The organism is Bradyrhizobium zhanjiangense, from assembly GCF_004114935.1.
Taxonomy (GTDB): domain Bacteria; phylum Pseudomonadota; class Alphaproteobacteria; order Rhizobiales; family Xanthobacteraceae; genus Bradyrhizobium; species Bradyrhizobium zhanjiangense.
This window is the reverse complement of sequence record NZ_CP022221.1, coordinates 2,081,962-2,094,800: the sequence shown is the minus strand read 5'-3', so window position 1 is coordinate 2,094,800 and position 12,839 is coordinate 2,081,962. Positions and strand designations below refer to the sequence as shown.

Here is a 12,839-nt window from a genome sequence, read left to right as displayed (position 1 = left end):
TTTACAATTTCATCAGTCGAGCCCACTTTTCGCCGAAGGTGGCTAATGCTTGCAGCCGCTATCCCCGCGCCAGGAGGGCTCGTCTTGTCCACGCCTTTGATTTCCGTCGTTGACGACGACGCCTCAGTCCGTGCGGCGACAGAGAATCTTTTGAAATCGCGTGGCTACATCGCCCAAATATTTGCGTCGGCCGAGGAACTCCTGAGGTCCCCGCAATTGGACGAGACATCCTGTGTCATTACCGATGTGCAGATGTCGGCTATGAGCGGCCTGGATCTGTTGGCAGAGATGCGGACACGTGGTTACGACGCACCATTCATATTCATTACTGCTTTCCCCAACGACCGCGTGCGCGCGTCAGCGCTGGGCGCCGGCGCGATTGGCTTCCTCGCCAAACCCTTTGCAGGACAAGCGTTAATCGAATGCCTCGACACCGCACTGAACGCGTATGACGGCCGGCGCGACATCTGATGCAATCAACCTGCGGCTTGGGTTGATGTCCGATCTAAACGCTCCACGCGTCGATCTCGCCGCCGATCAACCTCTTCGAGTCAAAGATGCTACTTGCTCTAAAATCAAGCGAGCGAGAGGCCAATTGTCGCCTTGTCGACACTTTAGCGACCATCGCCGGCCGGCTACATTGGTGCAGAACAAGCTTATCGCTGCGAGTGCTGGAAGGGCACGCCAGCTCGACTCATTCTGCAGATCGACGTTCGACGTAATGCTCACTCAAAGCAATCGACGACCCTAAGCCCCTTCTTAACTCGTCTGGATCGTTTCTATATATTCCATTGCAGAGCGGAGCTGGCCGAGAGCGATCGACAAAGCAAGAGATTGGCTGTTCGCAGCCGACTGCAGTGACGATGATAACGGAGCTTCGCCCAGGACAACCGCCTCGTGTCTTCTGTTGAGGCTTTTCTGGTGAAAGTGCTCTGCACGATGATCGTGCTCTCGGCGTCGTTATGTCCGTTGACGCAGGCCAGCCGTCTTGCCCATCGGGCGCCGCTTCGCTGTGCATTTCCTTGCCCACCGACTCACGGCAGGCGCCCACGCCCTTACTACTTCGTAGGCGTCATCTGTAGACGACTTCTGGCTCCAAGCCGTCCAACGGCTCGGCACAACACGCCCGGCCCTCGGCGGCCGGGCGCACTTTGGCGGCACCCCATGCAGGTCCTCGCCGCAGCGAGCATTGTCGCAATTGCCATGCGCAGTGAGCCCCTACTTCCAAGGCTCAAACAAATCAGCAACCGCTAAGCCAAGGAGCACTCTGGGAACAGTATTCTGAGCCAACTCAGAGGAACTCTCAGCCGAAAAGGCGATAAACACAGAGGAGCCCGGAGCAGGCTAGATTGGTCTACTCCATCGGGCCAAATCACCGGTGATCCCATTGTCACATAAAATCATCCTCATAATCGTATGTTGAGGGGCTCGCTGAGATCTCGGTATCACTACCTTCACTGTCGTCAGCTTTGGAAAGATACAGCGCAGCAGTACCTTTGCGCTGCCATTCGCCGTCGCTATTCCTTACCCACTTGTCTGACTTCGCTGGGTCAAGAACCATGTTGTCGGCGTCAACCTCGACGAATCCCATCTTTGCCGCACGGGCTCTTGCTTCCGAATTAGCCGGACGCAAATTGAGCAGCGGCTGTTTTCCGTCTAGTCGAAGCTGGTGCTCGAGCAGGATATCGCCAGCGTTCTCGACAAGCGGATGAACGACTTGAAGATCCACAGTAGAGGTAGTCCCGTCGCGTCCAGGAAATAGCTTCTTAAACCTTTTGACGTCGAACTCGGTCATGCTGTCGCCGCCTTCCGTTCTTAGAAGTCCGACACTCTTGTTGCCCAATTGGTAGCTGAAGTATCGCGCCTTCTCGGAATCTCGGGTTCGCCCGTAGTCTTTGGCAACTTCCGCAGTTCGCCTTGCCTTGCCGGACACGAAATCGGAGTACTCTTGGGGGTTGTCGGCGATGTACATGATTTCGTCGCCATGATAGGCCTCCGCCGCTTTTCGGAATGACTGACGATCCTTGAACTCTATTATGGGAGGGGTTGAAGCGAGCGAATACGGTCTTGTTGCCGAAGATGCACTGCCACTGGAACCAGATTCGGCTAAGCGCATATTTGCGAACGCATCCGCAAAGATGTCTGCGTCCATTTGCTCATCAGTTTCGGCAAAGTCAGAGGATTGGAAGTAGGACGAGCCATTGATCCGATTATACATGGCGATTGGTGCTCCCGTCGGACATACATTTCCGCATCTAGTTTAGGCTTGTTAGGCCCAGCGGCGCTGATAGGGAGCCTGGCTTACCAAAACCTGACGTGGCCGCCCTCACGTTGGCTTATCATAGGGCTTCCTTTCGAACGACACGGCGGCACGCTCGTGCCATTGGCATTCATCAGGTTCGATGAGAGGCCGCGAACACCTCCGAGGAAGCTCCTTTATTGGGAATTAGGCCGATCGCTGATTGACCTGTTGACGCCAATCGGATCGTACTCTTTTCGGAGTTCCGCCGCGCCGCTTCATATTCGGTTTTCATTTTCAACGTTCCAGTGGACTCGCGCACCGCCTTCCATAGATTGGCCGATTTCCAGAATTTGACCAACGATATCGCCTGCGCCAGAACGGCAGTCTAACGTCGGCCCGTAGAAGCGCGACCCACCCGCTCATTTATCCAAATCCGCATTTCGCCTTCGCCGCGGTTACCCCAGCTGAACCACGGAATGAATGTCAGCCGCTGCGATTCTAGCTGTCCAGGCACTTTGTCGTAGTGATAAAGCGCCGCTTCTTCAGAATGCGTGTGTTGCAACCGCGCCCCGTCGGCCTGCAGCAAAATCTTGCCGTCAAAGAGACCAGTTCCTTCCATAAGGGAAAACCGGCTGTCTGAGCGAAGCCAAACGTTGTGTAACTCGGTCCCGTTGTCGGCCTCCTCCAGACAATAAACTAAGGGGCCACGCTGGATGGCCACCTTGCCGGCCAAATTGCGAAGTTGTGGATGGCCGTATACGCGACGCACTTGCATCGGCAGCGATAATTTGACGCGATCTCCCTGCTGCCACGTTCGGCGAATGTGCAAATAGCCCTTGCGCGGCTCGCAATTCACTGGCTCGCCGTTCAGGCTCGCCTGCGGTACGCTGCACCATTCTGGCAGGCGCAGGGCGAGCGTGTGGGCAATTGGCGGCGCAGATTCGACGGCGATTTCTACCTCTTCTCTCCAGGGATAGCTGCCGCTTATGAGCAACCGCAGCGCATGTCCGTCGACGGATATTGCTACTCTATTACCAACGTAGAGATTTACATAGAGCGCATCGGTGCTGGGCGTGTAGATGTAATGACCAATGGATGTGAAAAGCCGTGCGATGTTCGGTGGACAGCAGGCGCAGCCAAACCAAGGTCGTCGCACCGGCGAGACATGATTGTAGATGCCATTAGACTTCAGCGTTTTTGGGTGCACTTCGAGCGGGTTAACATAAAAATAGTGACGCCCGTCCAACGCGATACTGCCGAGAACGGTATTGTAGAGCGCGCGCTCCATCACGTCGGCATAGCGACTGTCCAGTTCCAACTCCAGCATACGGCGCGCGAACATCATCAAGCCAATCGACGCGCAACTTTCCGCATACGCCGTATCATTCGGCAAATCGTAATCGCTGCTGAAGGCTTCGCCGGCACTTTGCGAGCCGATGGCTCCGGTAATATAGATCTGGCGCTGGACCATGTTTTGCCATAGCCGTAGGCAAGTTTGGCGCTGCTGCTCGTTCTGGCGCAGACGCGCGAGATGAGCTACTGCCGTCATGAGGTATACAAAACGAACCGCATGACCTGTTGCAGTCCGCTGCTCCGAAAGCGGCAAGTGCGCTTGGCTATACGCTTTGTTTTTTATCATCCAAGGCGGGCCGTCGGATTTGGGGACGCGGGATTGCTGGCGCTTCTCGTACTCAATGTCGTAGAAGTGCGGCTCCGTGCCGCGTTGCTCCACGAAATAATTGGCTAGTGTGAGATATCGCCGCTCCTTTGTCGCGTCGTAGAGGCGTGCCAACGCAAGTTCGATTTCCGGATGCCCATCGTAGCCGTGCAGCTGATCGCGCTCTGGGCCAAAAACTGTGCCGAGGTGGTCAGCAAGCCTGCAAACGACCTCCAGCAATCGCCGTTTGCCAGTTGCCTGAAAGAACGCGACACCTGCTTCAATCAAGTGGCCCGCGCAATAAAGTTCGTGGCACTCCGCTAGGTTGGTCCAGCGCTCCTGAGGCGCGTTCAGTATGAAATAAGTATTGAGATAGCCGTCGCCGCATTGGGCGGCCGCAATCAGTTCAATTAGATCATCGACGGCTTTCTCCAGGTCTGGATTTGGTGCCTGGCATAGCGACCATGCAGCCGCCTCAAGCCATTTTGCGACGTCACTGTCTTGGAAAACTGCGCCACGGAACTCGCCCCTCGCACGTCCGGCGGCAAGGCGGAAGTTCTCCACCGCGTGGCTCGGTATCGCCTCGGGATCGCGATCGTTCAGCACCTCCCATTGGTAGGGAATTGCCACTTCCCTGACCAGCTGCTGGCATTTTCCAATCAGCGGATCCGAGACCTGTAGGTTGTGAAGATCGACTTCGGCCACATTCCGATCATTCATCGCGTTCCTCCTTGGAGTGTGGCGAACGGTCGCCTAGCCAGGCGAGCCACCTCACCACGCTTGCCTTGCCGGGTTGTGGCCCTGAGATTTGCGGCCGCACAATCGTATTCTCGTTGCGAGCGTTCAAACGATAGAAATGGAGAGGTTGCCCTAAGGCGCCGCACTCCCAGACATGCGTTGACAGCCGCTGCGTTCGAGGAGCGGGACAGCAATTCCCGTGCCGAGAATGAGGAGCGGTTCTTCTGTCAACCAGATCTGCGGCTCCGCGGTAGGATCCGATGCGATCGCCGGATTTGCCATCGTGCTAAATCCCGCGTCGCCACAACGCGGGTTGATCCTGCTGTACGAGCGGGTCGGCTGTCGCTGGGCCAGATAATGGCCAGTAGTACTCGCCTGTCGCATATACAGACAGCGCCGCGTCCTTCCGGTGCGGCGAACCATCTGCTATTGATACTAAGCCCTCGACCTTGCGCGGGAATGTCCGGTTTCTAACAATTCTTTTGATGACACGCAGTAGGTGTCACGGCGCCTGTGGCGCATCCGGATTCAATGAGCCGTTGGTAGGCGCGATCTAAGGGAGAAACTGGACTGCTAATCCTAAGCAATCCTCCGGGGGCGAAGCGCATGCTCAACTTGCCCGACAGGGCGCGCATGCTGGCAATTGGGCAAAGTAAGTTGTCGCGCGTATACGCTTCCAGTGAATAAGCCGCGACAGAGCGGCGCGAAGCTTCTGCAACACTTGCTCGTCGGCTTCGGCATCATACGGCAGCTACGAGCAACTTCGGAGACAGCAAGATTGGGAAATTGTCCGGTTCCGTCTCCACGAACTCGACGCGACCAAACGCAAGCCCAACATCTCGACGCGCGGCCTCAATGCTCAGATACTAACACTGCGACCTCATTCGACAGTCACCGATTTTGCGAGATTACGCGGCTGATCCACGTCCGTGGCCCTTACGAGGGCGGTATGGTAAGCCAAGAGCTGAACCGGAATGGCATAGACCATCGGCGTAAAGCTTGCGACCATCTCCGGCAGCACAAGGGTCATGAGTGTGTCCACTGTCGCTTCCAAAGCACCCTTCGCATCGGTGATCAGGATGATCTTGCCGCCCCGAGCGGCAACTTCTTGCATGTTCGAGACGGTCTTCTCGAAGACCTCGTCGTAAGGCGCGATCACCACCACAGGCACGGTCTCATCGATCAGTGCGATGGGTCCGTGCTTGAGCTCGCCGGCGGCATAACCTTCTGAGTGGATATAGGAAATTTCCTTCAGTTTGAGTGCACCCTCCAACGCCAGGGGGGCCGATGTGCCCCGACCGAGATAGAGCACGCCTCTCGAGTCGGCGACATAACGCGCGAGCTTCTCGATCTGCGGCTCGATCAACAGCGCCGCAGCAATCAACCGCGGCACTTCGATAAGCTCACGCACAAGCTTCGATTCATCGATCTCAGACAGCTTACCGCGCTCTTTGCCTGCTGCGACGGCAAGGGCCGCCAATACCATCAGCTGGCAGATGAATGCCTTTGTGGAGGCGACGCCGATTTCTGGCCCCGCCAGTGTCGGCAGAACGGATTCACTCTCGCGCGCAATCGTCGAGGTCGGGACGTTGACTACAGATATCGTGTGCACGCCCTGGCCCTTGGCGTATCGCAACGCAGCCAGCGTGTCGGCGGTTTCGCCCGACTGCGAGATGACGACGACGAGATCACCCCGACGCAGAGGCGCCTCCCGGTAGCGGAACTCGGACGCTACATCGATCTCGACAGGCAAGCGCGCCAGCCGCTCGAACCAGTATTTGGCGATGTGCCCGGCATAGCTCGCCGTGCCGCACGCGGTAATTGAGATGCGCTGAATGGATTTAAAATCGAACGGCAATGTGAGCGGCAGCGCGACGCGCTTGGCCGCCATGTCGAGATAATGCGCCAATGTCTTGCCCGCCACTATCGGCTGCTCGTGGATTTCCTTGGCCATGAAGTGGCGATAATTCTCTTTGTCCACAAGGAGTGACGATACGCCAGACTTTGATATTTCCCGCTGCACGACGGAGCCGTCTGCGCTATAAATCACGCACGTCGTGCGCGTGAGCACGGCCCAGTCGCCGTCTTCAAGATAGGTAATGGTGTCGGTCAAAGGCGCGAGCGCGATCGCGTCCGATCCTAGATACACTTCGCCGTTACCATGTCCGATCGCAAGGGGCGACCCCTTGCGCGCACCGATCAAAAGATCGTCGTGGGCCTTGAAAAGGAATGCCAGCGCGAAGGCACCGCGCATCCGTGGCAGCGACGCTTGTACCGCATCCTGCGGCGAGTAGCCATTCTTGAGATAAGATTCGACGAGATGTGCCACCACCTCGGTGTCCGTCTCTGAGTCAAAATGGGCTCCATTCCGCTCCAGCTCGGACCGCAGCTCGCTGAAATTCTCAATGATCCCGTTATGAACGACCGCTACATTTTCCGTCGCATGCGGATGAGCATTGCGCTCGGTCGGCTTTCCATGAGTAGCCCAGCGGGTGTGACCAATCCCGGTACGACCCGACGGCGGATAATAGCGTAGCCGCTCCTCAAGGTTTCTCAGCTTGCCTTCAGCGCGTCGCCGCTCGATACGGAGACCCTCGAGGGTCGCGAGGCCTGCGGAGTCGTAGCCACGATATTCCAATCGCTTGAGCGAAGCGACCAACTGCCCAACGACCGGACCACGCCCCAAGATGCCGACAATTCCACACATATCGATCAATGCTGCCCAAATTCAAGAAGTCCGACGTTCCGCATTACGGGAACACCGTTACGAAATTCGCTTGCCCGATGATAACAGGTGTCAAGTTCGGAATTTGTCGCGGCCCCCTGTATCGCCGCCGCATTCACAAGCGTGAGTTAGCTCTCTTTCAGCCATCATCGCTTCGCCCGGCTACATGCCGCCTTTGGCTGCCCATCGAGTACAAACTGGGATGTGGCTGCGAATAGCGTGACCGCTTTGAAGAGAGCCAGATAATCGGGCGCGCTTGAACGGTGGTGCGACATCCAATCCCGACACAAACAGACTTGCTCGGTTGCGACGATAGCTGTCGTCGTCGCATAAAGCCGCTGCGAGGACATATCGCGCAAATAGTCTGGCTCCATAGATTAAGGACATTCCAACCAGATCGGCAACCAATTATCCTACGATGGAACATCTTGTCTTGTTTGGCTCATCATCACTGTGAGTCATTTCACGACTTGCCACTCAAATTCCCAAGGAAGTGAGCAGCGAAACCGACGAACCGGGCGGCGCTTGAGTGGCAGTCACTGAGTCCTTGCGTCGAACCGAGGCAAGTTACGCTCGTCGAGACTAAACGATTGGCAGCGAAGCTGTAGTGTACAAACGTAAACTTTCGATATCGAAACGTTCGAGGATCTATACCAATGTTTTCTACTCTTTCTCATTTTGTCTTGCGTCGACCGTCCGCTGCCTGGCGCGAGCTGGACAAAGGCGCTGATTACGGTTGATGAGACGACCGCCAAGGCCGGGCGTTCTGTTCGGAAGTTAACGGTACGGGCGCTTTGTAGACTGCGAATTGACGCGCAGACCTGACTGTGTGTGCTGGCTTGCATCCGTCATCCGACAAATGCATTGACGGCTGCGGCCTCAGCTCGTCGCTCTGCCAAGCCACGCGACTGCGCCTGAGGATAGATAAGGAACACAGACGGCTTCTATCTCATTGGAGATATCGCCCTGGACAAGCGCGCCCTTGCGCTCGCAACGGCGATCGCATCCATCTCGCCTACTTAGGAACATTGCGGATATCAGCCAGGATGAGAGCGTTTGTTGACTTTCATGTTTTGAAGATCAATGTGTTGGCACTCCTCCAGTCCAATCTAAATCAATGTATATAGTGTGTATTCCTACATGATGTGTATGACTGGCGCTAACGATCGCTTTCCACCAATTGCGGGTAGAGCGGGCTTGCGCATCTAGATTTCTCGAGAAACGGCTTCGCAATAGCGTTTCACAGAGCCTTCTTTCCGGCGCAACTAAGAGAGACCATGGCGGCTCAGGATTCAAAGCGGCGCGTTGCGCTGATCACCGGCGTCACCGGGCAGGACGGCGCATATCTCGCCGAATATCTGCTCGGTCTCGGCTACACCGTGCACGGGATCAAGCGCCGGTCGTCCTCGTTCAACACCGCGCGCGTAGATCATCTCTACGAGGATCCGCATGCCGGCAACGTGCCGTTCCTGATGCACTATGGCGACATGACGGATTCGACCAATCTGATTCGGCTGGTGCAGGAGATCCGGCCGACCGAGATCTATAACCTGGCCGCCCAGAGCCACGTCCAGGTCAGTTTCGAGAGCCCGGAATACACCGCCAACGCCGACGCAATCGGCGTGCTGCGCCTTTTGGAAGCGATCCGCATCCTCGGCAGGGAAAAGGAGACGCGGTTCTACCAGGCCTCGACCTCGGAGCTTTACGGGCTCGTGCAAGAGGTGCCGCAGAAGGAAACCACGCCATTCTATCCGCGCTCGCCCTACGGCGTCGCCAAGCTTTATGGCTACTGGATCACGGTGAACTACCGTGAGGCCTATGGCATGTTCGCCAGCAACGGCATCCTGTTCAACCATGAGAGCCCGACCCGCGGCGAGACCTTCGTGACGCGCAAGATCACCCGCGCCGTCGCCCGCATCGAGCTTGGCCTCGAGAACACGCTCTATCTCGGCAATCTCGACGCCAAGCGCGACTGGGGCCATGCCCGCGACTATATTGAGGGCATGCACAGGATCCTGCAGGTCGACGAGCCCGGCGACTTCGTGCTCGCGACCGGCGAGACGCGGTCGGTCCGCGAGTTCGTCGAGCTGGCGTTTGCCGAGGTCGGGCGCAACATCGAATGGCGCGGCAAGGGCGTCGAGGAGGTCGGCGTGGACAAGGCGTCCGGCAAGACCCTGGTGCAGATCGACCCGACCTATTTCCGTCCGACCGAGGTTGATCTCCTGATCGGCGACGCCAGCAAGGCGCGCGCGAAGCTCGGCTGGGCTCCGAAGACGCCGTTCTCGCAACTGGTGAAGGAAATGGTCGCCAGCGATCTCGTCGAAGCCAGGCAGGGCACGGCCAATGGCAAGCACGGCGTTTGAACTGAAGGGCAAGACGGTTTTCGTTGCGGGCCATCGCGGCATGGTCGGCGCGGCGCTTATGCGCCGGCTGGCACGCGAACAGGCCGATCTCTTGACGGCGTCGCGCAGCGAGCTCGACCTGCGTGACCAGGCCGCGGTGAACGCTTGGTTTGCCGCGAAGCGGCCGCAGGCCGTGTTCCTCGCCGCCGCCAAGGTCGGCGGCATCGTCGCTAACAACACGCTGCGCGCCGAGTTCCTCCACGACAATCTGGCGATTTCGAGCAACGTGATCCAGGCGGCGCATGCCAATCGATGCGAGAAGCTGATGTTTTTCGGCTCCTCCTGCATCTATCCGCGCCTGGCGCCGCAGCCGCTGCGAGAGGATTCGATGTTGACCGGCCCGCTGGAGCCGACCAACGAACCCTATGCCATCGCCAAGATCGCCGGCATCAAGATGGCCCAGGCCTATCGCAGCCAGTACGGCGCCGATTTCATCAGCGTGATGCCGACCAATCTCTACGGCCCCGGCGACAATTATCACCCCAAATACAGCCACGTCGTCGCCGCCCTGATCCGCCGCTTCCACGAGGCCAAGATTTCGGGTGGCGGCAAAGTCGTGGTGTGGGGCACCGGCACGCCGCGCCGCGAATTCCTCTATGTCGATGATCTTGCCGACGCCTGCATCCATCTGATGAAGACGTATTCCTCGCCGGAACTCGTCAATATCGGTACCGGCGAGGACATCAGCATCGCCGAGCTCGCACTCATGGTCGCGGCCGCCGTCGGTTTTCGCGGTGAAATCAGCTTCGACACGTCGCGCCCGGACGGCACGCCGCGCAAGCTGCTCAACGTGGGTCGGCTGTCCGGGCTCGGCTGGCGCGCCACGACCTCGCTCGTGGACGGCATTCAGCTGGCATACCGGGCGTATCGCGCTGACTGCGCTGGACGGCACCAGAGTGATTCGCTTGTTCCCGGATAATGAGGCCGATCCTACGATCAATCGGCGGTGAACGTCCGGCCTAGCGGACTCGCCGCTCACGTAACGATAAATCCTGCTTCGCAGTTGACGAACTTTCATTGTCAGCAACCGCCTCAGTTGGCCGCCAAGAACCCGAGTGACGCGGTGTATCCTAGCTACGACGCAGCAAGCCGACTTGCAGGAAAAAGGAGAATGATGATGATCGAGATGTGCTGCCATCAGTTGAGAGCTCATCGACTCTAAGTCTCAAACGCCGATGGACGATCATTCGCCGGAAGCGTGCTGGTGCCCTTTCCTCTCCCCCAATGCCTTAGCGATTGTCTGTGATCATCCTCCTCGCCGACAGCGTAACGATGGACATGAGCGCGCCTAACATCCCGAACGCCAAGGGCAAGCCAAACATGTGTGCGATGAGCCCGATGCCGGCTGGCCCGACGAGTATACCCGCGTAGCCGCCTGTCGTGATGACCGCGATCGCTATGCCTGCTGGCATCACGTTCTGTTTGCCGGCGCTTCGACACAGTACAGGTACAACATTTGAAATACCCAATCCAATAAGCGCGAAGCCCGCCATAGCAATCAACGCAACGGGCGCGGCCACCACAGCCAAGAAGCCTGTCACGATCGGCAGAGTCCCGAGCACCAATGTGGCACGGTCGCCGATTCGCGCCACCACGGCATCTCCGCTGAGACGCCCCGCGGTCATTGCGATTGAGAAGAGCATACAACCAATGCCCCCCTGCGCCTCCGCGAGAAGATCTCGCTCAACGAGAAGCAAAGCGCTCCAATCGAGCATTGCACCTTCGACAAGAAAGGTGATAGCCGCGAGCACAGCTATTAGCAACACACTGCGATGGGGCAAGACAAACAATGGCCCCCGCTGTCGCGAACCCGTCGCGAGCAACCTCGGCCAGGCCGACACAATCGCGATCGTCATTAACGCCGAACAGACCAACGTCGAAAAAAGCGAGCCAAGCTGCAGCGAGAGGAACGAGGTCACGGCGGCAGAGCCGCTGAATTCCCCAATGCTGTAATGGGCGTGGAAGCCCGACATCAATGGACGGCCAGTTGCGCGCTCCAGTTCAATCGCATGAATGTTCATGGCTACATCGATCGAGCCGAGTGAAACGCCGAAAGCAAACAGCGTGGCACCCAGCCTGACAGGTGTGTCGGCAATCGCAAGGCACGGCAGGATGATCGTCAGTCCAAGTCCACCCGCGAGGATAATGGGCTTGCTGCCGTACCGCGCATTCGACACGCTGGTCAGAAGCATCGCGATGACCGATCCCGTTCCGAGACAGAGCAGCAGTAGACCAAGCATGCGGTCATCCACCGCGAGCCGCTCCTTGGCGAGTGGCACCAAAGGCGCCCAGGCCGCGAGGCCGAATCCGGCCACAAAAAATGTCAGCCGCGTCCCAAGCAGGCCGGCAGACCAATTGGCAGATGGTATCACGGGCGCTCCTGAGAGAACGGGCTCGCGAGCGCGGCGCCCCTCATCCTGCGTGCGTCGCCTGCAAGCGGCGCGCGGCTCGACGATGATGGCCTCAAGTTGACGTTCTTCATCCCTGCAAATGCGATGCCGTCACAAAAACTGGACTACATCACAGGACGAGCGACGAATAGGATGATCGTGGAGCCCCGGCATGCGGTGTTTCGGCTAATCTTTGCCGGATGAGCTAGCCATACGGGTGACAGTTTTTGCTGGTCTGCGACAGCCGGAGGCGCAACGCTCACATGACCTGTCGCAAAGCCTACAAAGCCAACGGCGCCCCACGCCTCTATGATTGGCGCGCTAACACGGCCGTCGGTTTTCCGACAGCTTTTGCACAATCGGAAGCTCTCATCACGAGTAACCGCGCTGACCCGCGAGGTCAATACAACGAGGACCGCTATCATGCGCAAGCCGTCAATGTCGGCCCGATATTCGATCGTCCTGGTTTCAGGCGGCCAGACGGTCCCCGCGCCGCGCTTGATGTGTCGTGTCTCGAATCATTCGTTTTTTCCGGACTAGCCGGTCGCCGCCGGCAACAGCCACTTCGAATGGCATGGCGGCAACATCAGCCTCCAAAAGTTCAGCGCTGTCCTGCGATCCCGAACTCCCGGCGCCGGCGTACTGGGCAATCAAACCAGATTTCCATGCCATCATTGTCGCCGCC

Annotated in this window: 8 protein-coding genes; 3 read left to right on the top strand and 5 right to left on the bottom strand. The window is 58.0% G+C overall.

Going from position 1 to position 12,839, the window contains the following annotated elements; genetic code table 11:
• Positions 1 to 45: 45 nt before the first annotated feature.
• Positions 46 to 471 carry a response regulator transcription factor gene (locus XH85_RS10040; protein WP_128931766.1) on the top strand — a complete coding sequence of 142 codons (426 nt, stop codon included), beginning with the start codon at positions 46 to 48 and terminating at the stop codon, positions 469 to 471.
• A 919-nt stretch (positions 472 to 1,390) separates the two neighbouring features.
• On the opposite strand, the gene XH85_RS10035 is transcribed toward XH85_RS10040, so the two are convergent.
• The 3 genes from XH85_RS10035 to glmS form a co-directional block, all read right to left on the bottom strand.
• Complete coding sequence (locus tag XH85_RS10035; RefSeq protein WP_128931765.1) at positions 1,391 to 2,218, bottom strand: Effector protein NopP; 828 nt, start codon at positions 2,216 to 2,218, stop codon at positions 1,391 to 1,393.
• Between the two features lie 409 nt (positions 2,219 to 2,627).
• Complete coding sequence (locus XH85_RS10030; RefSeq protein ID WP_128931764.1) at positions 2,628 to 4,619, bottom strand: glycoside hydrolase family 127 protein; 1,992 nt, start codon at positions 4,617 to 4,619, stop codon at positions 2,628 to 2,630.
• Between the two features lie 898 nt (positions 4,620 to 5,517).
• Positions 5,518 to 7,344, bottom strand: coding sequence for a glutamine--fructose-6-phosphate transaminase (isomerizing) (glmS, locus tag XH85_RS10025; RefSeq protein WP_128931763.1), 1,827 nt, complete (start codon positions 7,342 to 7,344; stop codon positions 5,518 to 5,520).
• Positions 7,345 to 8,639: 1,295 nt separating this feature from the next.
• On the opposite strand from glmS, the gene gmd reads away from it, so the two are divergent.
• Together gmd and XH85_RS10015 are read left to right on the top strand one after the other, a co-directional pair.
• The gene (gene gmd, locus XH85_RS10020; RefSeq protein WP_128931762.1) at positions 8,640 to 9,725 is read left to right on the top strand and encodes a GDP-mannose 4,6-dehydratase; all 1,086 of its coding nucleotides are present in this window, start codon (positions 8,640 to 8,642) and stop codon (positions 9,723 to 9,725) included.
• Entirely contained in the window at positions 9,706 to 10,683 is a 978-nt protein-coding gene (locus tag XH85_RS10015) for a GDP-L-fucose synthase family protein (RefSeq protein ID WP_128931761.1), read from the top strand. Before gmd ends, XH85_RS10015 begins: the two co-directional genes overlap by 20 nt.
• Before the next feature lie 310 nt (positions 10,684 to 10,993).
• On the opposite strand, the gene XH85_RS10010 is transcribed toward XH85_RS10015, so the two are convergent.
• On the bottom strand, positions 10,994 to 12,133 hold the full coding sequence (locus XH85_RS10010) for an MFS transporter (protein ID WP_164934979.1): 1,140 nt from the start codon (positions 12,131 to 12,133) through the stop codon (positions 10,994 to 10,996).
• A gap of 489 nt (positions 12,134 to 12,622) precedes the next feature.
• A complete protein-coding gene (locus XH85_RS10005; RefSeq protein WP_128931759.1) occupies positions 12,623 to 12,829 on the bottom strand; it encodes a hypothetical protein in 207 nt (68 codons plus the stop codon).
• Positions 12,830 to 12,839 lie beyond the last annotated feature (10 nt).

What these genes read in the sequence shown, in the direction of transcription:
- XH85_RS10005 (WP_128931759.1), bottom strand. Translation starts at nt 12,829, where the DNA reads ATGATGGCATGGAAATCTGGTTTGATTGCCCAGTACGCCGGCGCCGGG.
- glmS (WP_128931763.1), bottom strand. Translation starts at nt 7,344, where the DNA reads ATGTGTGGAATTGTCGGCATCTTGGGGCGTGGTCCGGTCGTTGGGCAG.
- XH85_RS10040 (WP_128931766.1), top strand. Translation starts at nt 46, where the DNA reads ATGCTTGCAGCCGCTATCCCCGCGCCAGGAGGGCTCGTCTTGTCCACG.
- gmd (WP_128931762.1), top strand. Translation starts at nt 8,640, where the DNA reads ATGGCGGCTCAGGATTCAAAGCGGCGCGTTGCGCTGATCACCGGCGTC.
- XH85_RS10030 (WP_128931764.1), bottom strand. Translation starts at nt 4,619, where the DNA reads ATGAATGATCGGAATGTGGCCGAAGTCGATCTTCACAACCTACAGGTC.
- XH85_RS10015 (WP_128931761.1), top strand. Translation starts at nt 9,706, where the DNA reads ATGGCAAGCACGGCGTTTGAACTGAAGGGCAAGACGGTTTTCGTTGCG.
- XH85_RS10035 (WP_128931765.1), bottom strand. Translation starts at nt 2,218, where the DNA reads ATGTATAATCGGATCAATGGCTCGTCCTACTTCCAATCCTCTGACTTT.